The sequence below is a fragment of the Streptomyces sp. NPDC001315 genome (assembly GCF_042896175.1).
In the GTDB taxonomy this organism is placed as follows: Bacteria; Actinomycetota; Actinomycetes; order Streptomycetales; family Streptomycetaceae; genus Streptomyces.
In genome coordinates this window covers 208,906-231,488 of sequence record NZ_JBIAWZ010000006.1, presented here as the reverse complement: position 1 = coordinate 231,488, position 22,583 = coordinate 208,906, and the positions used below count along the sequence as shown (strand labels likewise).

The window sequence follows — 22,583 nt, the reverse complement described above, 5'->3', positions numbered from 1 at the left end:
CTCCCGTCACGGGGTCAACCGGTCACTACGCGTGCGTACGTCCGTCACGCTCGGGGCGGGCTCGGAGGTGAGCGGCCGGGCCGTGGCCAGGCCCGCCAGCAGCCCCGCACCCACGGCCACCGCGGTGAAGCTCAGCGCGTTGCCCACCGCGGCGATGGCCGCCAGTGCCGTCAGCGCCGCGCCCGCGGTCAGTGCGACGGGTGTGGGACGCGGGGAGCGCCACAGTGCGAACAGCACCCAGCAGAAGGCGGCCGCCAGCAGGACGACGCCGACCATGCCCTGTTCGGCCGCCTGCTGCAACGGCGCCGAGTGCGGTTTTCCGTCGGGCGGCGTCGACTGGGCCGCCGCCCCACTGAGGTCCCCGAAACGGCCTGGGCCCACGCCCAGCGCGGTGTCCCGGTGCGCGAGGTACAGGGCGTCGTGCCACAGCTCGACCCGGTGTGACGTGAGCTGATTCTCCAGGGATGCGGAGAGACCGTCCGGCAGCGCGCTCCCGGCGACCGCCCAGGTGAGGCCGGTCACCAGGGCCGCGGCCAGGGCCAGTCCCGCGATGCCCCGGCCGCGGTGGCGCATACGGCCCGCGGCGAGTGAGCACAGCAGTACCGCGGTGCAGGTGACGACACCGGTGGTCGAACCGAGGACGGCCGCGGTCACGATGATCGCGGCGGCCAGTAGCCGCAGGGTGAGCCGCAGGGCCGGCGCGGGTGCTGCCCAGGCGGCACAGCACGCGGCCCCGGCCGAGAGGGTCAGCAGGGCGGCGGTGGCACCCAGGTGCCCCAGCGGCGCGACGATCTGCGGCCCCGGGGCAAGGTGCGGAACGGCCACCGTCAGGCTCACCCCGGCCAGTGCCCCGGCACAGGGCGCGGCCACCGGGAGCAGCGCCCCGAAGATCCGTCCCGCGGCATAGCCGGCGGCCACGGCCAGCACCGCGAGCAGCATCCCCTCAGGGCGGCCCTCGTGCGCGGCGGCCGTGGTGAGGGACCAGGTGGCGCAGGCCCCGAGCACCACCACGCCCGACGCGTCAGAAACGTTTCGTCTTTCGCTGTCCGCTGCCGGACCGGCCGCAGACGTCCTCCCCGTGGACTCCACCCCGTCCCCCCGAACCCGGTCGCCCCCGACCTGTGACGGACCCCGGCCGTTGCGGCCACAACCGGCCGCTCACTGAGGCTTCGGCACACCGTAACGGCTGATGGACGGTTTGTGGATGAGTTGCGCCGAGTTGCGCAGGAACGATGCGGCAGGAGCGCACGGGGCGGCCGCCGCCGCCCCGAGCGGCGGAGACGGGGCACGGTGCCGCGCTTCGGACCGTGTTGTCGGCGTCAAGGCCACCGGCCGTACACTCCCGGAGTGACCGTCACCGCAACCTCCGTGGGCCAGTCGGACCAGCTGGAGCCCCCGATCGCGCCCGCCGCCCGCGGCCCGCGGCTCGTGCGGCTCGTCCCGGCCCTCGCCGCCGCGCTCTCCGGAGTGCTGCTCTACGTCAGCTTCCCGCCGCGCACCCTGTGGTGGCTGGCCCTGCCGGCCTTCGCCGTCTTCGGCTGGGTGCTGCGCGGCCGCAGCTGGAAGGCGGGCCTGGGCCTCGGCTACCTCTTCGGCCTCGGCTTCCTGCTGCCGCTGCTGGTGTGGACCGGCGTGGAGGTCGGCCCCGGACCCTGGATCGCCCTCGTCGTGATCGAGGCGGTCTTCGTCGCGCTGGTCGGCGCGGGCGTCGCAGCGGTGTCCAGGCTGCCCGCCTGGCCGGTGTGGGCCGCCGCGGTGTGGATCGCCGACGAGGCGGCACGCGCGCGTGTGCCCTTCCGCGGCTTCCCCTGGGGCAAGATCGCATTCGGTCAGGCGGACGGCGTCTTCTTGCCGCTCGCCGCGGTCGGCGGCACGCCCGTGCTCGGCTTCGCGGTCGTCCTGTGCGGTTTCGGCCTGTACGAGGCCGGCCGAGTGGCCGTCGAGACGCGGCGTACGCGTGAGGTGCGGCGGTCGGCCGCGGCCGTCGCCCTGCTGAGTGTGGCCGTACCGGTGGTGGCGGCCGTCGCCGCTCGCCCGCTGGTGAGCGACAAGGCCGAGGACGGCACGGCGACCGTCGCCGTCATTCAGGGCAACGTGCCGCGCCTCGGGCTGGAGTTCAACGCGCAGCGGCGGGCCGTGCTCGACTACCACGCCCGAGAGACGGAGCGCCTGGCCGCCGAGGTCAAGGCAGGCAAGGTGCCCCAGCCCGACTTCGTGCTGTGGCCGGAGAACTCCTCCGACGTCGACCCCTTCGCCAACGCCGACGCGGCCGACGTCATCGACAAGGCGGCCAAGGCGATCGGCGTGCCCATCTCGGTCGGTGGCGTCGTCGAGAGGGACGGCAAGCTCCTCAACGAGCAGATCTTGTGGGACCCGGACAAGGGCGCCCTCGACACGTACGACAAACGGCAGGTCCAGCCGTTCGGCGAGTACCTCCCGCTGCGCTCGCTCCTCGGCGCGATCAACAAGGACTGGACGACGATGGTCCGCCAGGACTTCAGCCGGGGCGACAAGCCGGGCGTGTTCGACATCGACGGTTCCAAGGTCGGCCTCGCGACCTGCTACGAGGCCGCCTTCGACTGGGCCGTGCGCGACACGGTCACCCACGGCGCGCAGATGATCTCGGTGCCGAGCAACAACGCCACCTTCGACCGCAGCGAGATGACCTACCAGCAACTCGCCATGTCCCGTGTCCGCGCCGTCGAGCACAGCCGGACCGTCACCGTCCCGGTGACCAGCGGCGTCAGCGCGATCATCATGCCGGACGGGAAGATCACCCAGAAGACCGGCATGTTCGTGGCGGACTCACTGGTGCAGAAGGTGCCGCTGCGCTCCTCCGAGACGCCCGCCACGCGGCTGGGTATCCTCCCGGAGATCGCCCTCGTGCTCGTGGCCGCCGGCGGACTCGGCTGGGCCGTAGCCGCCGGTGCGCGCGGGCGGCGCGCAGGTGGCGTGTAGTCGTACACCCGTCGCACGCGTCTCTGGATCACAGGGGTGACAGGGCCGACCCGTTAGGGTCGGCCCATGGCTACTCCTGACTTCATCCGCACGCTCCGGGCCTCCGCCGGCCGCCAGTTGCTCTGGCTGCCCGGAGTCACCGCCATCGTCCTCGACGACGAGGGCCGAGTGCTGCTGGGCCGCCGCTCCGACACCCGCAAGTGGTCCGTCATCGGCGGCATCCCGGAGCCGGGGGAGCAGCCCGCGGCGTGCGCCGTACGGGAGGTCGAGGAGGAGACCGCGGTCCGCTGCGTCGTCGAGCGGGTCGTCCTGGTCCAGGCGCTGGAGCCGGTCACGTACGCCAACGGGGACACCTGCCAGTACATGGACATCACCTTCCGCTGCCGCGCCGTCGGCGGGCAGGCACGGGTGAACGACGACGAGTCGCTGGAGGTGGGCTGGTTCGAGGTGGACGCCCTGCCGGAGCTGAACGAGTTCGCGTTGTTCCGTATCAAGCAGGCGCTGTCGGACGCACCGACGTGGTTCGACCCGACGAGTGCTGCCTGAAGCAGGGAGAGCGCTGGGGAGCGCGTGGGCAGCGCATGGATAGAGCCCCCATGAGTTCGCTCTGAAGTATGGGTTGTGAGCACATGGGGTGGCGCAGATCGGCTGTCTAGGGTCGAGCCATGACCGCGCCCAGTGCCCTCCCCGCTCCCCACGCCCTCTCTCTCGACCTCGGCGGACGGACCGCCCTCGTCACCGGCGCCGCCGGCGGCATCGGCACCGCCTGCGTACTGCGGCTGGCGGCCGCCGGGGCCAAGGTGAGAGCGGTCGACCGGGACGCCCGGGGCCTGGAGGCGCTCGCCGAGCGGGCCGAGGACCTGCCGGGCAGCGTCGAGCCGCGGGTCCTCGACCTCACTGACCTGGACACCGCCGAACTCGCCGCCGCGGGCACCGACGTCCTGGTCAACAACGCCGGGCTGCAACTGGTCCGCCCCATCGAGGAGTTCCCGCCGGATGTCTTCCACACGGTGCTCACCGTGATGCTGGAGGCACCGTTCCGGCTCATCCGCGGTGCCCTGCCCCACATGTACGGGCAGGGGTGGGGCCGCATCGTCAACGTGTCCTCGGTACACGGGCTGCGCGCCTCGGCCTACAAATCCGCGTACGTGGCCGCCAAGCACGGTCTGGAGGGGCTGTCCAAGACGGCCGCACTCGAGGGCGCGGCGCACGGCGTCACCTCGAACTGCGTGAACCCCGCCTATGTGCGCACACCCCTGGTCGAGAAGCAGCTCACCGACCAGGCGAGGGCCCACGGGATCCCCGAGGAGCGCGTGCTGTCCGAGGTGCTCCTCCAGGACAGTGCGGTCAAGCGGCTCATCGAACCGGAGGAGGTCGCCGAGGCCGTGGCTTATCTGTGCAGCCCGCAGGCGTCGTTCGTGACCGGCACCTCGCTGGCACTGGACGGTGGCTGGACCGCGCACTGACCGAACCCGCGCCCCTCGGCGTGGAAGTTGTCCACAGGGCTGACGCCGCGGCCGGGTGATGGGGAATCCTGTGAACATGTCCCGCGATCACGTGCAGTCAGCCGAGCGCTCCGTCAGCGACGCCGAGCCGTCGCCCCACGGCGTCGACGCGCCGTTCCTGGAGCTGCTGGCCCGGGGCGCGGCCGTCGAAGCCTACGAACGGCCGGTGCTGCTCGCCCGCGCCGCCGGAGCGCCGGCCGAACGGATCGCCGCGCTCGAACACGCCAAGCTGCTCGCCCTGCGTGTGCGCTCGGAGCTGGAGGGACGGCGCCGCCGCGAGGCCGAGCTGTCCGCGCTCTTCGAGACCGCGCACGATCTGGCCGGCCTCAGGGACCTCGACGCCGTGCTCCAGGCGATCGTCCAGCGCGCCCGGTCACTGCTCGGCACGGACGTCGCCTACCTCAGCCTGAACGACCCCGGCCGAGGTGACACGTACATGCGGGTCACCGAGGGCTCGGTCGCGGCCCGCTTCCAGCAGCTGCGTCTGGGCATGGGCGAAGGGCTCGGCGGGCTCGTCGCGCAGACGGCCCGTCCGTACGTCACCGACGACTACTTCCGGGACGCCCGCTTCCAGCACACCTCCACCATCGACGCGGGCGTACGGGACGAGGGCCTGGTCGCCATCCTCGGCGTGCCCCTGATGCTGGGACCGCACGTCATCGGGGTGCTCTTCGCCGCGGACCGCCGGGCCCGTGTCTTCGAGCGGGAGCAGATCGCGCTGCTCGGCTCCTTCGCCGCCCTTGCCGCGGCCGCCATCGACACCGCCAACCTGCTCACCGAGACCCGCTCCGCCCTGGCCGACCTGGAACGGGCCAATGAGATCATCCAGGACCGCAGCGGGGTCATCGAGCGCGCCTCCGACATCCACGACCGGCTCGCCGAACTCGTCCTGCGCGGTGGAGGAGTGCACGACGTGGCCGCCGCGGTCTCCCAGGTCCTCGACGGCACGGTCGAATTCACCGAGTCCGCCGACGCGCCGGCCCAGGCCCTGGAGGCGTCCCGCGCCGAAGGGCACGCCGTACGGCACGGGGAGGACTGGGTCGCCGCCGTGACCGCCGGCGGCGAACTGCTCGGCGCCCTGGTGTTGCACGGCCACCCGGGCCTCGACCCGGTCGACCAACGCACCCTGGAACGCGCGGCAATGGTCACCTCACTGCTGCTGCTCGCCAGACGCTCCGCCGCCGAGGCCGAGCAGCGAGTGCGCGGCGAACTCCTCGACGACCTGCTGGACGCCCGCGACCGCGACCCGCGCCTGCTGCGCGAACGCGCTTCCCGACTGCACGCCGACCTCGACGCCACCCATGTCGTGCTCGCCGCCCGCCTCGACGGCACCGCGGCCGACGCCGACCAGGAGGCGGCCGCCCGCCGGCGCCTGTGGTCAGCGGCATCCCACCTCGCCGCCACCCGGCAGGGGCTGGCCGCAGCCCGCGACGGCGGCACCGTCCTGCTGCTGCCGCTCGTCCCCGGCGACACCGTCACCGACCTCGCCCAACGCACCGCACGGCACCTGGGCACAGCGGTCCATGAGGCGGTCACCGTCGGCGCCTCCGCTCCGGTGGACGACCTCGCCGCGCACCCGGACGCCGTGGCCGCGGCGTACGCGGAAGGCCGACGCTGCCTCGACGCCCTACGGCTCCTCGGCCGCACCGGGGACGGCGCAGCCGCCGACGACTTCGGGTTTCTCGGGCTGCTCCTGGCCGGAGACCGGGACATAGCCGGCTTCGTCGGCCGCACCATCGGCCAGGTGGTCACCTACGACGAGCGGCGCGGCACCGATCTGCTGCACACCCTCGACGCGTACTTCGCCTGCGGCATGAGCCCGGCCCGCACCAAGGACGAGCTGCACGTCCACGTGAACACCGTCGCCCAGCGCCTGGAGCGCGTCGGCCGCCTGCTCGGCGACGACTGGCAGAGTCCGGCTCGGGCCCTGGAGATCCAACTCGCGCTGCGTCTGCACCGGTTGTCGGGCGGGAGACGCCCCTGACCCCCGCACAGGGTGTGCGGGGGTCAGGGGCGGCCCGGTAAGGCGCCCGGACCTCAGACGGTGTGCGCGTCCGCCGCCCGCGCCGCCGCGGGCTCGGCCTCGGCGGAGGGCTCGACCTCAGTGAGGTCCCGCAGACGGGTCTCCTTGGCCGCCGCCACGGCGACGACCGTCAGGACGGCCGCCGCGATCACGTACAGGGCGATCGGAGTGGAGCTGTCGTAGTCGGACAGCAACGCGGTGGCGATGAGCGGTGCGGGCGCACCCGCGGCGACGGAGGCGAACTGGGCTCCGATGGAGGCGCCGGAGTAGCGCATCCGCGTCGCGAACATCTCCGAGAAGAAGGCGGCCTGGGGTGCGTACATCGCCCCGTGCAGCACGAGTCCCACCGTCACGGCGAGGACGAGACTGCCGAAGCCGCCCGTGTCGATGAGTGAGAAGAAGGGGAACATCCACAGCCCGACACCGACCGCGCCCAGCAGATACACGGGTCGACGGCCCACGCGGTCCGACAGCGCGCCCCACGCCGGAATGACCGCGAAGTGCACGGCCGAAGCGATCAGCACCGCGTTGAGCGCGGTCTGCTTGGAGACGCCGGCCGAGGTGGTGGCGTAGACGAGGATGAAGGCCGTGATGACGTAGTAGCTGATGTTCTCCGCCATGCGCGCGCCCATCGCCACCAGGACGTCGCGCCAGTGGTACCGCAGCACGGACACGAGCGGCAGCCGCTCCGTGTCCTCGGGGTGCGCGGTCCTGCGGGCCTCGGCCTGCGCCAACGCCTCCTGGAACACAGGGGATTCATCGACGGACAGACGAATCCACAAACCGACGACCACCAGTACGCCGGACAGCAGGAACGGGATCCGCCAGCCCCAGCTGCCGAAGGCGTCGTCCGACAGCACGGCGGTCAGCAGGGACAGCACGCCGGTCGCGAGGAGCTGCCCCGCGGGCGCCCCGGTCTGCGGCCACGAAGCCCAGAACCCGCGCCGCCGCGCGTCCCCGTGCTCGGAGACCAGCAGCACGGCCCCGCCCCACTCACCGCCGAGCGCGAACCCCTGCACCAGACGCAGCGTGGTCAGCAGCACCGGGGCGGCCGCCCCGACGGTCGCATGCGTCGGCAGCAGTCCGATCGCGAAGGTCGCCCCGCCCATCAGCAGCAGGCTCAGCACCAGCAGCTTCTTGCGGCCGAGCCGGTCGCCGTAGTGCCCGAACACCAGCGCGCCCAGCGGCCGCGCGGCGAACCCGACGGCGTACGTCAGGAACGACAGCAGCGTGCCGACCAGCGGGTCGGAGTCCGGGAAGAACAGCTTGTTGAAGACGAGCGCGGCGGCAGAGCCGTAGAGGAAGAAGTCGTACCACTCGATGGTGGTGCCGATGAGGCTGGCGGCGACGATGCGCTTGAGGTTCACGGGTGGTGGGGGAGCGGTGGTTCCGGAGGCCATGTGCGCCACTTCCTCGTGTGCGGTGGGGACGGGTACGTATCGGCACACCGTAGAAACATGCAGGTCAGGCGCACATGTGGCGGGGCAACATAGTTCGAGGGTTGGCTATGCGTGCGGCCACCATGCCGGCTCGCGGAAGGGTGGTTCAGGTGCTCGAAGATGGTCGGAACGAGCACCACTCGGACATCTTGGGGCTGATCGGCTCAGGGCCGTTGCGTGGTGGGCGACCTGACCGAGAGGCTGACCCGGCTTTGCCGCCCGATCCTCGACCGTCCCGAAGGACGACCGGGACGTGGGCGGCCACGGGTGATGGAGCGGCTCTGCACCGCCACCCGGCGCGACCAGCGCCTGCGGGCCGCGGCGGTCAGTGGGACGCGGGGAAGCCCAGGTCCGGGCCGGTCGGCGTCTCGGCCGGGTCCGGCCAGCGGCTCGTGATGACCTTGCCGCGCGTGTAGAAGTGCACGGCTTCGCTGCCGTACATGCGGTGGTCGCCGAAGGCCGAGTCCCTCCAGCCGCCGAAGGAGTGGTAGCCCACCGGCACCGGCATCGGCACGTTCACGCCGACCATGCCGGTCTCGACCTCATCGGCGGAACTCCTTCAAGGATGACGGCGGCGGACCGCGAGGTTCCTGGCGCACACCACACGGGCCTCGCTTGCGGCTGGACGGGCCGGAGTCTCGGCCACGCGGACGCCCCACCACGTCCGTGCGGGCAGGGCTGCGACACCGAAGCCACCGGGCCGATGTTCACGTGCAGGCGCTGCTGAGCCTCCCGGCCCGAAGTGCCTTCCTCAGGTCCCGTACGGTCGTGGCGTGGGTCACTCGCCTGCCGAGGGCCACCGTGTTCGCCACGCGTCCAACGTGACCTGGGGATGCGGCGGTTCGGAGTTTCCTACCGGCTTGCGCGGCCCGGGCACCGACCACCTCGACCTTTCCCGACTCCACCGCGTGGACCGTCGACTTCGGATTCCTCCGGTGTGGTGGTCGCGGTGCGGTAGAACTCGGCAGCGGTGACCGTTGCGGGGACACCGAGTTCGGCGGAGACCGCGGTGATCGCCGTGGCGCCGAGGGCGAGGTCGACTCGGCCGTCGGTGGTGTAATGCGGGGCGATGAACGCCTCGTAGTGGGCTCGGACTTCGTCCTCGGTGTGTCGGCCGAGGAACGTCTGCATGTGCCGCACCGTGGTGTCGGGGTCATTGTGGAGCACCTGCAGGGCGCGCCGGTGGGCCCGTACGAGGGCCTGGACGGCGGGGTCGTCCGGGTCGGTGTAGGTGGGGTCGATGGCCACACCCACGGTGGGGATCTTGAAGTGGCCGCCGACCCAGGCCGGCATCTGCCAGCCGTGCTCGGCGGCTACCGCCTCCGGTGCCATGGTGCTGCCGACCAGGGCGGCGTCGATGCTGCCGTCGTGAAGCCGACGCAGGTCCATGCCGTAGTCGCCGGGCAGGCGGACGATGGTCTGGACATCGCGGTCCGGGTCGAGGCCGGCCTGGCGCAGCACGATCCGGGTGAAGCAGCCGGGCGCGGTGTGGGGGGCGTGTACCGCCAGCCGTCGTCCGGCCAGGTCGGCCAGCGAGGTAATGCCGGGGCGGGCGAGGAACCAGAACAGCGGGCTGCAGGTGTTGACGTTGAGTGCGACCCAGGGGATGCCGTCGGTCAGTCGGGACAGCAGTGCCCGGCCGAGCCCGATGGTGGCGCCGCGGCGCAGCCGTTCCTCGTCCCAGGAGCAACCGTCGTGCAGCGCGACGTGGACGCCCTCGTCGGCGTAGTAGCCCTCCTGGTCGGCGATGTAGGCGACCAGTTCCTCGTGCAGGCCCCGCCCGACGTAGGCGAGATCGATCGTGTACATGGATGTTTCCCTCGGTCGTGTCACCGCCCTGCGCCCGCACCTGCCGCGGGCCCGGCTCCTGGGGTGGTGGTGCCGAGGTGGCGGTGGGCCGGATGCGGTCCGGCTGTCGGCAGGACCCAGCATGGCCGCCTGCGCGGAGGACAGCGGGACGTCAGTACATGGACATCCCGCCGTTGACCGCGGCGGTGGTGCCGGTCATGAAGGCGTTGTCCTCGTCGGCGTAGAAGGCGACCGCCTGGGCGACATCGTCCGGGTGGGCCAAGCGACCCAAGGGGGTGGCGGCCACCTGCCGTTGCTTGTGCTCGTCGTCGAACACATTCGCCATGCGGGTGTCCTCCACCGGGCCGGGCGCGACGATGTTCACGGTGATGCCCCGCGGGCCAAGTTCCTGGGCGAGGTACCGGGCGAACTGCTCCAGCGCGGCCTTGGCCGTGCCCAGTGCGATCATGCCTTCCCGGGGCCGACGGCTGAGGCCGGCACTGAGATAGATGATGCGTCCCCAGCCCTGTTCGGTCATGGCGGGCAGGACGGCTTTGGTGACCGCGAACGCCGCGCGCATCTCGTCGTCGAGCTTGGTGCCCAGTTCCTCCCATGTCATGTCCTGGAACGGCTTGATCACATACGGGGTGAGCGCGTTGTGCACGAGCACGTCGATGCTGCCCCATGCCGCCTGGACCTGCTCGATCATGCTCTGGATCGCCGCTGCCTCGCGCACGTCGGCCCGCACGGCCATGGCCTGGCCGCCGGCGGCCTCGATTCCGGCCACGACCTCCTCGGCTGCCGCGCCGCTGCGGAGGTAGTTGACCACCACACGCATCCCTCGTGCGGCCAGAAGGCGCGCGCTGGCCGCACCGATTCCGCTGCTGGCCCCTGTCACCAATGTCACCCTGCTGGTTGCCCCGGTCATGGGCCGACCTCCTCCTCGTCACGGCGGGCCGCCGGAACGACTGGTAGGAGTTGTTCGTCGTCGTTGCCGGGGTGCGCTGAGCGGATCGCCCCGTGGAGCACGGTGTCGACGGTCGCCCGCAGCAGATCGGCCGCGGTCCATGCGAGTTCGCGTGGCAACTGCGAGGTGAGCACCCGCTCCAGCGCGCCGCGGGTGATCTCGCTCAGCAGCTCAGGCGGTGCCGTCAGCAGTCCCCGCCGGTGCCCGTCCTGGAACAACTCGTCGAGGCGCCGGTAGACCACCGCGTCCACATGCTGCTCCACGCACTGGCGCACCATCGCATCGCCCCGCCCTGTCGCGAGCTGAGCCGCGCCGATCCGGCCGAGCTCACCGCCTGCCGCGATCAGGAACCGCTGTACCCGCTCACCGAACGGCTGGCCTTCCGCGTCCTCGGCCGCCGCCACCAGCGTGCGCTCCACCGCCGCGAACTGCCGCTCCAGCACCGCGGCCAGCAGGCTGCGCTTGTCCGGGAAGTGACGGTAGATCGTCTTCTTGCTCATCCCGAGCGTACGAGCAAGGTCGTCCATGCTCACCCGCGCGGAACCCGCCGCGAAGAACAGCCGGCCGGCGGCCTCCACGATCACGTCAGCACGCTGCCGATCACCCTGGGAAACTTGAGAAACTGCTTCAGTTTCCATGGTTCCCACCGTCACTCCGCATCCCCGCGGTGTCAAGGCGCCCCGTTCGGGCATACGGGGCGGCGTGACGGCGTCGCAGCAGTGGACTGGGAGGATTTACCTCCCAGCAGGGAGCAAGCCGGTCGTGGCCTTGGTTCTGGTCGACGGCGCAGAATGAACGTACGGAAATCCTGTGAACGGGGGTCCGGCGCCGGTGATCGGCTCCCCGATCCGCCCTGGAACACTCGCCGACCCCCCACGGGTCGCCCGTGTCTGCACCGCGCCCGGCCCGGAGGCATCCGATGAACCACAAGCGCCCCGGAACGGGCCCGCTCACCGTGACCGTGTTCGTCTTCCCGGGCGTGCGGCTGCTCGATGTGACCGGCCCCATCGAGGTGTTCGCGTCGGCCAACGACTTCGGCGGGCGCTATCGGGTGCAGATCGCGTCCGAGGACGGGGCGGAGGTGATCACCTCTGCCGGGATCCGCCTCAGCGCTGACCTGCGTGTCGATGAGGTACGTGAGCCGTGCGACGTTCTGGTGATCCCGGGCGGTCCGGAATGGGAGACACTGATCAAGGACGATGCCCTCCTGGATGTCGTCCGACAGTTGAATGAGAAGGCCCGCTGTACGGCATCGGTGTGCACGGGAGCGTTTCTGCTGGCCGCGGCCGGACTTCTGGACGGCCGTCGTGCCACGACGCACTGGCGGAACTCGCAGCAACTGGCCCTGCGTTTCCCGTCCGTGGACGTACAGTCGGACGCCATCTTCGTGCGGGACGGGCGGATGATGACATCGGCGGGTGTGAGCGCCGGTATCGACCTGTCCCTGGCGCTCGTCGAAGATCACTACGGTGCGGAGGTCGCTCGGGCGGTCGCCAAGGACATGGTTGTCTTCATGCAACGACCGGGTGGCCAGTCCCAGTTCAGCGTCCGCTCCCGGGCCCCGCACAGCCGCCAGGAGATGCTCCGCCGGGTCCTGGACGCGGTCGCCGAGAACCCAGAGGCCAACCACACACTGTCGGCGATGGCCCGCAGGGCGGGCGTCAGCGTCCGTCATCTGACCCGGCTCTTCTACGAAGAGGTGGGAACCACTCCGGCCAGGTATGTGGAGCAGATCAGGTTGGAAGCGGCCCAGGTGCTGCTGGAGACCGGTGATGACCCCATGGCGGTGGTAGCGCGGCGCACAGGGCTCGGCTCACCCGAGTCGCTCCGCAGAGCGTTTGTGCGGCAGTTGGGTGTCACACCTGGTGCCTTCCGGGCCAGTTTCCGGACGACCGGCGTGGGCACGTCCGAGGCGGGCTCGGCGTAGTCCGTGACCGTGGTGCTGGTCGATGGTGGAAGACCGCGGAAGCAGGAGGGCCCTGATCGACAGCGGCCCGGAGGAGGAAACCCATGCCTGAGAAGAACCACGCCACGGTCGCGGTCACCGGGGTGACAGGGGCGCTGGGCAACCGGATCGCGGCCCGACTCGCCGACCATGGCGTCCCCCAACTCCTCGTCGGACGCAGCCCGGACCGCATCCCCGAACTGCCGAACGCCCGGCGACGGGGTCCGGCCGCCTATGCCGACGCCTCGGCCATGCGCACGGCGCTCGAGGGTGCGTCGACCCTCGTCCTGGTCTCCGGACACCGCACGGGGCGCCGACTGGAGGAACACGCCACCGCGGTCGAGGCGGCGATCGAGGCCGGTGTGGACCGGATCCTGTACGTGTCCCTCGTCGGCGCTTCGCCCACCGCCACTTACCTCAACGCCCGCGACCACTGGATGACCGAACAGTTCCTGGCCGGGGCCGGGATCCGCTGCACGGTGCTGCGGGCGGGCTTCTACGCGTCGACGCCGGCCGCCCTCGCCGACGAGGAGTTCGTCGTGAGCGGTCCCGGGGGCACCGGCCGGGCTGCCTTCGTCACCCATGAGGACATCGCCGATGTGATCACGGCTGTCGCCCTCGACGAGGGTCCCCGCTCCGAGCACGACGGCGCGACCCTTGAGATCACCGGGCCCGAGGCCCTGACCCTCGACGAAGCGGTCACCCGGATCGCCGCGGCCACCGGTCGGCCCTACCGCTACGAACCCGAGACCCTTGAGGAAGCCTTCGCGCGGCGATGGCGACTGGGCATCAGCGGGGAACAGATCGAGACCTGGATCTCGTGGTACCAGGCGATCGCGAAGGGCGAGCTTTCCATGGTCACCGACGTCGTCCCCCGGCTCACGGGCTCACCGGCGACCCCGATCTCAGATGCAGCCTGGTGGCCTTCGCCCAACTCCGCGCGTGGCACCCGAGGTTGAGAGGCAGGAGTTCTTCACGCCCGAGCCTCGGCGGCTGAGGCGCGTCGCCGCGCCCATTGACCGATACTCAGAGGGCCGCTGAGGGCCGAATCTCCTTCGACTGCGCGCACGGCATCACCCTCGGTGCGGAGCTTGTCCGTCGCGCATCGCTGCAAGACGGGCCATTTGTTCACCCATGCCGCGCGTCCCGGCCAGCGGCGTGCGGGCGTGTGGCCAGACCGTGCGGACCAGGGCCGTGTGCCGCGCGCCGCCGAGGGCGACGACGGGGTCGAGTCGCACGATGCCGCGCTCGGTTGCCTGTTCCAGGAGACGCCGGGCTGTTGTCGCACCGGCCGCACCATGGGGTGTGTCGTACGGCTCGATGACGTCGTCGAGGTCCAGGAGGCCGTAGCGCGCGGAGAGGATGAGCAGACGTTCGGGCTGCAGCGTTTCGGCTGCCTTGCGGCACGCACGGTGGTAAGAGCCGACGTACATGTCTGCCGCTCGCGCGGGCGATCCCAGTTTGCGGCTACCGCAGGGGAAACCGCGCGAGTTCCTAGAATCCTGGACGTCAGGCCACGAGAACCCGTACGCGAGTCCATGAATGATAGGGATTCGTGTACAAGTTGACGGCTACGGATCGGACGTCAGCGAGCGCGTCAGGGGAACGGGGCACGGCCTGGAGCCTGCGTCCTGGCTGGCCGGGTGGTCGTCCCAGGAGCGGCAGCCTCGGCAGGTAACTGGGCCATTGCTTTCGTGGTGGTGTGCTTCGCCGCTGGGACATCGCGCGATGCGCCCTTGTCGGCTCGGCTCACCGGACAGCGCGGTGCGATCTGGGGCCGTCACCCACCACGCAGAGCCAGGTGAGGCCGCTCAGTCCGACTGCGTTTGCGGATTGCCGCAAACGTGCCACCCTGGAAAATACGGAGTACGAGGGAACGGGGCATGCCGTTCGAACGTCGCTTTCTGAACGGTGTGACACAGCCGACGGCGACGTGCCGGTCGACTCGACCGCCCTCAACACGGCGGCCCCGCGCCCTCACGGCGGCGTAGGTAGGGGTACCAGGCACGACAGCACGGGCCAGACCAACCAGCCACTGTCATCAGTCAGTCACTGCGGGACGCAGGCAGGCTGCTGGGTCGGGGCAGGCAACGGCGAAGACCTCTCCTTGGCTGCAGAGTCAACGCCGCGTCACCGTGTGCTAGGACGGGTGCCCGTCGTCTGGGGAGACTCGCCATGGAGATCCCGAAAGAGCTGATCACTGAGCTGGAGGTTCCGGCCCTCGAACTGACCGCCCTGCAAGGCGTCAACGGTGTGGGGCTGGGTATGCGGGAGGAAAACGAGGAGTTCTTCGACGAGCTGGCCGTGCGGGTCTACGTCGACGATGCCACGGATGTGCCCGAGCTGCCCACGCAGCTTGCAGACCTACCGGTGTGCGTCGTCGAGTTCACGATCGAACCTGCATTCGCGCCGGACATCAGTCGTCGTGACCTGATCGTGGGCGGGGCGCAGATCGAGCAGGCCCCATTGGCCGCCGGCACGCTCGGCGCGGTCGCCATGCGCAACGACGACAACACCCTCGTGGGCCTGACCTGCCATCACGTTTCCGGCGACACCGGGCTTCGGGTCTTCCAGCCCATCGCGCCGCCGACGCCCATCGGCTCTACCCCGGACCTGACCGACAGTCTGGGCCAGGTGATCGACTTCGACTCCCCGGTGACGCAGACGATCCCGACCCCAGCCGGGGGAACGCTGTGGCTGGGGCGGCAGATCGACGCCGCCATCTTCGCTCTGGACGAGGCCGATCAGCACGGCCGGACGTTTTCCAACGAGATCGCCGACGGCCTCGGTGCAGTCACTCAAACGCTAGCGCCGGCAGAGCAAATGTTCGTCCGTAAACGCGGTTCCCAGACCGGCCCCACCGGCGGCCAGATCATCGGAATGGCGCTAGCCGTGTGGTGGAGGAGGCGCAGCCCGCCAGAGGGGCACCAGTACGCGATGGCCAAGCAATTCGAAATCTTCTTCAACCCGGGGGAATGCCCAGATGGGAAGTTCGCCCAGCCCGGCGACTCGGGTTCGGTCATCCTGCAGTCCGGTACGCACAACGCCGTCGGCCTGTTGTGGGGCGCCGACCCCAACGGCCGGCGAGCCGTGATGAGCGACATAACCATCGTGGAGCAACGGCTCAACGTGACCCTCGTCTGGGACCCCCCATGACCGTCGGCGACCTGACGATCGCTGCCACGTTCCGCCGTCCACACCCCTTCCCCTCCTGCCGCACCTGCGTGTCCTAAGCATCGAGTGCACGTTCCACTGCCGAGGAGAGACCATGCCCATGCTGCTCATCAAGGGCTTCTACGACGTCAAGGGCTCGCAGCCGGATGGAGACACGGTTCATTTCACGGCAGACAACCCGATCGAGTGGGATCTTGTCGGCGGCGTGGGCGGGCGAGCTGTCGAGCACAGTGCGGTGGGGCGGGCGACACTGCGGCTGGACGCGGTCGACGCGCTCGAGACCCACTACGGCCCGAGCCGTGTCCACCAGCCCCTGCAGTTCGCTCATGCGGCACGCGACGAGTTGTTGAACTGGCTCGGCTTCACCGAAGTCCAGCGCGGCTCGGACGAGACGGTGACCGCCACTACCCCGGACACGGTTCCCGGGTTCATCCTCACCCGAGGCGCCGATGTCCACGGCCGCTGCGTGGCCCTGGCAGGACGCGGCACTCCGCCCGCCACCAGCGGCCTGGAGATCGACGTGGACGTCCCCGTGCTGCGAACAACAGTCAACCACCACCTGCTCACGACGGGCCTGGTGTACCCGACGTTCTACCGCAGCCTGTTCACCAGTCTGCGTACCGAGATGACAGCCGCGGCCAAGGAAGCACGAGAGGCAGGTCGGGGCCTGTGGCCAAGCGACGTGACCACCACCGGAGCGAAGACCACCGGCCTGGCCTCGCTCACCGACGACATAGCGGTCCTCCCCAAGCTGTTCCGCCGCCTGGTGGACTACCTACACCTCGGCACCATGCCGCTGGCATGCTTCCCCGCCTACCTGGCCGGCGTCCAGGACCGATTCTCCATCCTGACCACGGGCGAGCGGCACGTCGGCCTGCACCACGTCGTCGAGGTCACAAACGACCACACGGTGAGGATGACATATCCGCCCGAGGACCTGCTCTTCGACGAAGCATGAAACACCAGCGAGGGTGCGTCACTGCACGCCGCGGTGGCTCACCATACAACCAGATTGGAGGGAGCGACGATGCCGCAAGTGCCGCAGGTCCGCAGGATCCTCTTCAATGATGAAGAGATCGGCATGGGCTTCAACAGCGAATCCGGACTGGCCGTAGGTACCGCCCTGGACAGCTTCACCATTGCAGAAAACCCGACCGCCCCTGGCGCAGAAGTCACCTCATCGATCAGCATCATCAACACCCACGAAGAACTCCAGGAGAACCTGGGCATGTCCTTCGAGGCCCAAGGCCGCTACGGCTTCTTCTCCGCCTCGACCAAGACCAAGTTCTCCGAGTCAACCAAATTCAACTCCACCTCGACCTTCCTAGTCGCCCGCTGCCTCGTCGAAAACTCCATGCGGCGCGGGAAGAACTTCAAGGTCACTGGTGAGGCCAAGGCTCTGCTCGACGCCAACAGGACTGACGAGTTTAGTCGGGCCTTCGGCGACAGCTTCATCCGCGGACTGCAGACAGGCGGGGAATTCTACGCGGTGATCAGGATCACCTCGGTCTCCACCAGCAAGCAGTCCGAACTTGCGGCCACCCTCCAGGCCGAGGCCAACGGACTCGTGGCGAGCGGAAGCTTCAAGGCCGCCTTCACGGAGGCTAACGGCAGCGAAAGCACCCGCTCGGAATTCAGTGCCACCATGTATCAGAAGGCTGGCACAGGCACACAAATCTCTCCGACCGTCAGCATCGAGGATGTCATTCAGCGATACCGGCAGTTCCCGGAGATAGCCAGAGCGAATGCGGCAGCATATGAGACTGAGGTGGCCACCTACGACACGCTGCCCCTGCCGCTTCCCACCCCCGAGGAACGGGAGGACTTCCTGCTCGCATTGGCCGACGCCCGCGAGAAGAAGCTGAACTACATCCAGGCCCGCAACGACCTGGAGTTCGCGCTCAAGAATCCGATGTTCTTCCGGGACCTCCCCTCATCTGAGACCCTCAATGGGGCCATCTCGGACTACACGAAGCTGATCAACGCGGTGATGGCGCATGCCATCGCACTCTCACGGGGCCAGATCACACCCCCGCAACTGTTCGACCCCGGGAGCCTTTCTCCCCCGCTGACAGAACCAGGACCGATTACCCTCAACCGCGTCCAGACAGCCCCGCCACCTCCCCAAGTCAAGGTGCCCGCATGCATAGACATGCCGGTCACTGCGGTACACATCAAACTCCGACAGCTCGGCCTCATCGTCAGGGACTCGGCCCCCTTGGAAATAACGCAAGACGGGCACCTCCTCAAAGGGCAGATAGTCAACCAGAGTCCTCCCGCCGGAACGATGGTGGATGTCGGCACCGAGATTGAGCTCGTGATAGGGAACTATTACGAACAAGGGCCATATCGTCGTATCGGCCGTATCCCTAACTGAATCAACGCCCGGCCTCCTGGGCAGCTTCGCGGTGCGCTCCGGCTGGGCAGTGCCGACGTAGCGCATAGCCGTCCGCTCCGTGATGCACAGCCTCATGCCCCTGTGTACGGGGTGACGGCTGCCGCTCGCCTTATCGGGGTAGCTTCGCGGTGCGTTCGGGATGAGCCGCGGTGATATACCGCATTGCGGTCTGAGAGGAGATGCCGAACAGGCGCATCAAGTGAAGCGGATCGTCGACCTCGAACGCCTCGTCGCGGATCCGGTCCTGCCGTAGCGTCGGCATCGTGAGTCCGGTGGGCCGGAAGATTGCGGTGAACGTGGTACCGATGGGTGAGTGAGTGGTGTCTACTGCGGTCCATCGGTTGATCAGCAGATGCGGGTTGGTCGTCACCGGCCAACGGCGGTGACGTTCACGGAGCCACGCTGAGGCGCAGCGGTAGGTGAGTTCGTCCAGGTAGATGATGTGCCGTCTGCCGGGACGCCGGACGACAAGCCGCTCACGGGACAGGTCAAGGTCGGTGAGCAGCAGATGCCGGATGTCGGTGCCGCTGAGCGCATGGATGCAGACCAGTACCATCACGAAGCGCTGGAAGTCGTTCTGGGCGTGTCTGAGGACGCCGGCCAGCCGGTCCGAGGGCACGGAAGGTGGGGTCTTGTTGATCCCGGCGAAGACGAGGCCACGCGTGGGATCGCGGAAGATCACGCCCTCTTGCCGAAGGGCCCGGAAGACGTTCCGCAGGACGATGTGGATCGAGCGGGCCGGCGTCCCCTTGCGGGTGGCGATGGCCCTCTTGACGTCGTCGCGGGTGATCTCGCGCAGGCTCTCGACGCCGCCCGCGAGCCACCCCTTGAGGATCGGGTCGAGGACATGCCAGTAGCGGGCGATGCTCCGGTAGGTGCGGCCAGTGTGCTCCCACTTGCCCTCTCCACGCACGGCCTTGATCCAGACCGAGAGTTCCTGCGCGATCGTCTCGGGCAGTGCGGCGAGCTCGGCCTCCAAGCGCTTCTGATGCGCGTCCCGGCGGAACTCGGCATCCTGGACCAGCAGCCCTCGGGTTTCAAGGAACTGTGTGACCCGCCGTCCGCTGAACTTCAGAGGACGCTGGTCGACGAGCGCCCGGATGTCGGTCTCCAGCAGCGGGGCATCGGCGCCAAGCCAGGACACCAACACGGTCAGCGTGTGTCGGGTCTTGCTGGCGGGAACCTTGGACCACATCTCCTGCTTCATCACGCTGTCGAGATCGGCCAGCAGCCGCTCGGCCGAGTCCGTGAGCGTCGGCAGATCATGCCGCGCCAACTCGACCACCGGGCTCCAGTCTCTCCGGAGCTCGAACAGCCTCTCCTGCCCAGGGTCCACCACGTGCTCGGAGACAGGCCGGCGCGGAGTCGGCGGGGCCACACCCGAGCGACGCAGGCTTGTAGGGGCCGGAACCGGTGAACCGAGCCACAGCTGCGTGCCGAACCGGGCTATGCCCCCTGGGCCGTGGTTGGCTACATGCCATCGGCATCCGCGGCAGTACCCGTCGGCGAGCGGCAGATCGACACGGAGGCACCGAGCGCACGCTCCCGTGGACGCGGCGCTGTTGCCTCTGCTCCGGGCGAAGGATGAGCAAGCCTCGCAGGTGACCTTCATCTTCGCTGCGAACCAGGAGCCGCACTGCTGGCAGGACCTCGGTGTCATCGCCCGGGGCGCCCAGACGCGGCGCGTGATCCGTGACGTCCGTGACCGCTGGGGACGCTCGGGTTCGCGCGGCTCGGGCAGGAGCCTGAGCATCTCCGCCCGCAGAAGGATCGCCCGGACGGACCGGCCGTAGTTGGGGATGTCGTCGAGGACCAGCTCATCGACGAGGTCGTCGCCGTCCGCGTCACGCACGGCGAGCGCGAGGCGCAGCATCTCATGCAGCTTGCGCTGCATGGGTTTGCCGATGCCGGTGTCTGCCGCGAACGCCGCGGTGTGCTCGACGACCTCGCGGTAGCCGGCGAGCGGCCTTTGTAGAATGCGCCGGCAGACATCGATGGACAGCATCCGGCGGACCGGAAAGAGCGGCAGCTGCCCCGGGACGGCGGGTGGCAGGACCGCAGGGTCGTCCCGGGTCGGGGCCGCGGCGGCGCGTATCTGTTCCACCCAGTGCAGCCGCTCGCGCTGATCGGTGCCGGTGCCGCCGGTGCGCCTGCCGTACTTCTTCAGGGGCTGGGCGTGGGTGGGGGCGAGGCCGTAGTAGAGGAGCATCAGCTGACGGCTTCGCGGGCCGGCACTTTCCGGGTCGGTGACCCATGCTGCGTCGGCGTCGAGCCGGACAGCGTGCAGGCATGCCCGGCACAGACGGTCGGAGTTGAGGTGTCCCGTGTGACGGCAGCGCAGACATACGCCCTGCTCAGGATGCTTCTTCCGCCACTCCATGCACCCCTGGCACGTGGCCAGCCCGAGAACCCCCCAGCCCTTGCAGTCCGGGCACTGAGCAGGACGAGATCGTGCCACCATTGGTCAGTTCGGCGGCAGCGAGCGATGGCTGCCCTGCCGACGGGGCGTCGGCCGTACGGGACCCCCGTCCGAGCCTTCAGCTCCCACGGCCTTGGGCAGTGCTTCGCTCTCTCCGGCAGCGGCCTCCAGGGGCTCGGCCTGGAGCAGATCGCCAACGGTGCAGTTCAGTACCGCACAGATCTTGTCCAGGTCGTCGAGCCGCACCGTGACCGGTGTGCCGCTCCACATCGCGGCGACCTTGCTCAGCGACGGCGTGAATCCGACCGTCTTGAACGCCTCCAGCAACTCTGTGGGACGCCACAGGTCCCGCTGAGCGGCCACCATCCTCAGATTCCACTTCACCGAAGGTTCCCCTTGTCCATCACCAGGCGCTGGGCCGCCCGCGAGCTCGCTGCCACATTGGCATGCTCGGGGTCTGCCTGTGCAGTCGCCATGTACCGAAGAGTCGTGGTGGCCCAGTGGTGACCCAAAACGCGCTGAACCTCCCACAGCGTCATGCCGCGCTCGTAGTTGTGCGTCGCGCAGGCGTGCCGCAGGAGGTGCGGAAAGAGGTCGGTGACCGGGCCGGTCAGATAGCTCGCGGCCGCCGCGTGGAGCTGGCGGCGGAACGTCGACGGGGTGATCGCCGGCGCGATCGGCAGGTTCAGGGCCGCTACCGCCTTGGGCTTGCGCTCAGACGGCCACAGGGGCGCCGACGGATGATCGGCGTCGTCGCCGAACTCCGCCCGAACCTCCTCGATGTACCACCAGAGCAGCTCGCGCCCCTCGCGGAACATGTAGGCCTCGCGAGGCCGCGGTCCCGAGCCGCGAGCGCCCTTGCCCTGGACGACGAACCGGCCCCACTGGCCGTGTTCCCAGTGGACGTCGCCGATCGTCACCGGGCACAGCTCGGCAGCCCGTACACCGGAGACGTACGCGATCTTCGTCATGACGTAGTCGCGGCAGGCCACGGCGTACTTCCGGGCGTACGGCAACTGCTCCCGCCAGCGGGCGAAGAACTCCTTTATCGCCGTCTGCGAGGGCGGGATCCGCAGCCCGAAGTCGCCGCGGTGGACAGGCCTGTTGAACGGGTCGACCGGTGACTCCACCGTCGCCCCGAACCGCATCATGATCTCGTGGGCGTAGCGCTGTTCGAGGAAGGCGAAGAACGCGTCGATGTGGTTGAGCTTCTGCCGGTGCGTGTTGTGCGCCCGCTTCCCCGGGCCGGCGAAGTACTTGTCGACGTCGCGCGGGGTCAGGTGCCACGGCACGGTGCCGTAGAAGTCGCAGACCTCGATGACCGGCTTGATCAGCTGGTCGATCGTCGACGGGGCCAGTCCGGCTGAGTCCCGTGCCCACTGGTACTCGGTGAGCGCGTCGACGAAGAAGCTGTCCTCGTCTTGGGCGGACATCCGTGCCTGGCGGCGCCGTTGCAGGGTGACGACATCTGCCAAACCGGTCTCGATCGGACCTGAGCCCTCCTCCGCAGCACGTGGCGGCGGCACGAGAGTGAGGGTGCGACCTTCGGAATCTGACACAGGCGCAGAGATTACTGGAGTTGCAGGGAACTTCTTCGATTTACTCGCAAATTCCTGGAGGCAGCGGAGCGGACGTCACGCACACCGCTGACCTGCTGACGAGCACCTTCTCCGCTCTCAGAAGCCCTTGGGGAACCTGCACGTCATCCACTAATGACAACGACTTCCGGTCGGAAACAGTCGGCATAGTCGTTTGTGGTCATGGCTGCTCTCCTGACTGGTTGTGGGTGGTGTTGCCGGTGGCCGCGGCGGCAGCGGTGACCACGCCGGGCACAAGGTGTCGGCGCACGGCCGGTTGTCGGCGGCCCGTGAGAGGGGCGGGGTTTGGCATGCGTTTCTCACAACCAGGCTTCGCACAGCAGCGATCTCAGGCCGAGTGGACTTGAAGCCCTCGGATCAAGACACGAC

General features: G+C 69.3%; 18 protein-coding genes and 1 pseudogene. 9 read left to right on the top strand and 10 right to left on the bottom strand.

What is annotated here, in order from left to right; translation table 11 throughout:
* Positions 1-6: 6 nt before the first annotated feature.
* Positions 7-1,008 carry an O-antigen ligase family protein gene (locus ACFY16_RS19690; protein WP_390648611.1) on the bottom strand — a complete coding sequence of 334 codons (1,002 nt, stop codon included), beginning with the start codon at positions 1,006-1,008 and terminating at the stop codon, positions 7-9.
* Between the two features lie 339 nt (positions 1,009-1,347).
* Here ACFY16_RS19690 and lnt point away from each other — a divergent pair, with 339 nt between their 5' ends.
* From lnt to ACFY16_RS19670, 4 genes are all read left to right on the top strand, one after another.
* Entirely contained in the window at positions 1,348-2,958 is a 1,611-nt protein-coding gene (gene lnt, locus ACFY16_RS19685; protein WP_390648394.1) for an apolipoprotein N-acyltransferase, read from the top strand.
* 66 nt (positions 2,959-3,024) lie between these two features.
* The gene (locus ACFY16_RS19680) at positions 3,025-3,504 is read left to right on the top strand and encodes an NUDIX domain-containing protein (protein ID WP_390648393.1); all 480 of its coding nucleotides are present in this window, start codon (positions 3,025-3,027) and stop codon (positions 3,502-3,504) included.
* 119 nt (positions 3,505-3,623) lie between these two features.
* Positions 3,624-4,424: a 3-hydroxybutyrate dehydrogenase gene (locus tag ACFY16_RS19675; RefSeq protein WP_390648392.1), complete on the top strand. Its 801-nt coding sequence runs from the start codon at positions 3,624-3,626 to the stop codon at positions 4,422-4,424.
* A gap of 76 nt (positions 4,425-4,500) precedes the next feature.
* Positions 4,501-6,447: a helix-turn-helix domain-containing protein gene (locus ACFY16_RS19670; protein WP_390648391.1), complete on the top strand. Its 1,947-nt coding sequence runs from the start codon at positions 4,501-4,503 to the stop codon at positions 6,445-6,447.
* A 53-nt stretch (positions 6,448-6,500) separates the two neighbouring features.
* On the opposite strand, the gene ACFY16_RS19665 is transcribed toward ACFY16_RS19670, so the two are convergent.
* From ACFY16_RS19665 to ACFY16_RS19645, 5 genes and pseudogenes are all read right to left on the bottom strand, one after another.
* Positions 6,501-7,886 carry an MFS transporter gene (locus ACFY16_RS19665; protein ID WP_390648390.1) on the bottom strand — a complete coding sequence of 462 codons (1,386 nt, stop codon included), beginning with the start codon at positions 7,884-7,886 and terminating at the stop codon, positions 6,501-6,503.
* A gap of 364 nt (positions 7,887-8,250) precedes the next feature.
* Positions 8,251-8,469, bottom strand: a pseudogene (locus ACFY16_RS19660) (aldehyde dehydrogenase family protein); the annotation flags it as partial.
* 308 nt (positions 8,470-8,777) lie between these two features.
* Complete coding sequence (locus ACFY16_RS19655) at positions 8,778-9,734, bottom strand: ABC transporter substrate-binding protein (RefSeq protein WP_390648389.1); 957 nt, start codon at positions 9,732-9,734, stop codon at positions 8,778-8,780.
* A 151-nt stretch (positions 9,735-9,885) separates the two neighbouring features.
* On the bottom strand, positions 9,886-10,641 hold the full coding sequence (locus ACFY16_RS19650) for an SDR family NAD(P)-dependent oxidoreductase (protein WP_390648388.1): 756 nt from the start codon (positions 10,639-10,641) through the stop codon (positions 9,886-9,888).
* On the bottom strand, positions 10,638-11,264 hold the full coding sequence (locus ACFY16_RS19645; RefSeq protein WP_390648387.1) for a TetR/AcrR family transcriptional regulator: 627 nt from the start codon (positions 11,262-11,264) through the stop codon (positions 10,638-10,640). Before ACFY16_RS19645 ends, ACFY16_RS19650 begins: the two co-directional genes overlap by 4 nt.
* A 335-nt stretch (positions 11,265-11,599) precedes the next feature.
* On the opposite strand from ACFY16_RS19645, the gene ACFY16_RS19640 reads away from it, so the two are divergent.
* Both ACFY16_RS19640 and ACFY16_RS19635 read left to right on the top strand, forming a co-directional pair.
* Positions 11,600-12,607 carry a GlxA family transcriptional regulator gene (locus ACFY16_RS19640; protein WP_390648386.1) on the top strand — a complete coding sequence of 336 codons (1,008 nt, stop codon included), beginning with the start codon at positions 11,600-11,602 and terminating at the stop codon, positions 12,605-12,607.
* An 83-nt stretch (positions 12,608-12,690) separates the two neighbouring features.
* Positions 12,691-13,584, top strand: coding sequence for an NAD(P)H-binding protein (locus tag ACFY16_RS19635; protein ID WP_390648385.1), 894 nt, complete (start codon positions 12,691-12,693; stop codon positions 13,582-13,584).
* Positions 13,585-13,698: 114 nt separating this feature from the next.
* On the opposite strand, the gene ACFY16_RS19630 is transcribed toward ACFY16_RS19635, so the two are convergent.
* Positions 13,699-14,169, bottom strand: coding sequence for a DUF6884 domain-containing protein (locus tag ACFY16_RS19630; RefSeq protein WP_390648610.1), 471 nt, complete (start codon positions 14,167-14,169; stop codon positions 13,699-13,701).
* Positions 14,170-14,800: 631 nt separating this feature from the next.
* On the opposite strand from ACFY16_RS19630, the gene ACFY16_RS19625 reads away from it, so the two are divergent.
* The 3 genes from ACFY16_RS19625 (at position 14,801) to ACFY16_RS19615 (ending at position 18,176) form a co-directional block, all read left to right on the top strand.
* Entirely contained in the window at positions 14,801-15,781 is a 981-nt protein-coding gene (locus tag ACFY16_RS19625; protein ID WP_390648384.1) for a hypothetical protein, read from the top strand.
* 112 nt (positions 15,782-15,893) lie between these two features.
* Positions 15,894-16,757 carry a nuclease gene (locus ACFY16_RS19620; RefSeq protein ID WP_390648383.1) on the top strand — a complete coding sequence of 288 codons (864 nt, stop codon included), beginning with the start codon at positions 15,894-15,896 and terminating at the stop codon, positions 16,755-16,757.
* A 69-nt stretch (positions 16,758-16,826) separates the two neighbouring features.
* Complete coding sequence (locus ACFY16_RS19615) at positions 16,827-18,176, top strand: PASTA domain-containing protein (protein ID WP_390648382.1); 1,350 nt, start codon at positions 16,827-16,829, stop codon at positions 18,174-18,176.
* 130 nt (positions 18,177-18,306) lie between these two features.
* Here the strand turns inward: ACFY16_RS19615 and ACFY16_RS19610 are convergent, their stop codons facing one another.
* The 3 genes from ACFY16_RS19610 to ACFY16_RS19600 all read right to left on the bottom strand — a co-directional run bounded on the left by ACFY16_RS19610 (position 18,307) and on the right by ACFY16_RS19600 (position 22,049).
* Positions 18,307-20,577 carry a hypothetical protein gene (locus ACFY16_RS19610; RefSeq protein ID WP_390648381.1) on the bottom strand — a complete coding sequence of 757 codons (2,271 nt, stop codon included), beginning with the start codon at positions 20,575-20,577 and terminating at the stop codon, positions 18,307-18,309.
* Between the two features lie 84 nt (positions 20,578-20,661).
* Positions 20,662-21,000 carry a helix-turn-helix domain-containing protein gene (locus tag ACFY16_RS19605; protein ID WP_390648380.1) on the bottom strand — a complete coding sequence of 113 codons (339 nt, stop codon included), beginning with the start codon at positions 20,998-21,000 and terminating at the stop codon, positions 20,662-20,664.
* Positions 20,997-22,049, bottom strand: coding sequence for a tyrosine-type recombinase/integrase (locus tag ACFY16_RS19600; protein WP_390648609.1), 1,053 nt, complete (start codon positions 22,047-22,049; stop codon positions 20,997-20,999). Before ACFY16_RS19600 ends, ACFY16_RS19605 begins: the two co-directional genes overlap by 4 nt.
* Positions 22,050-22,583 lie beyond the last annotated feature (534 nt).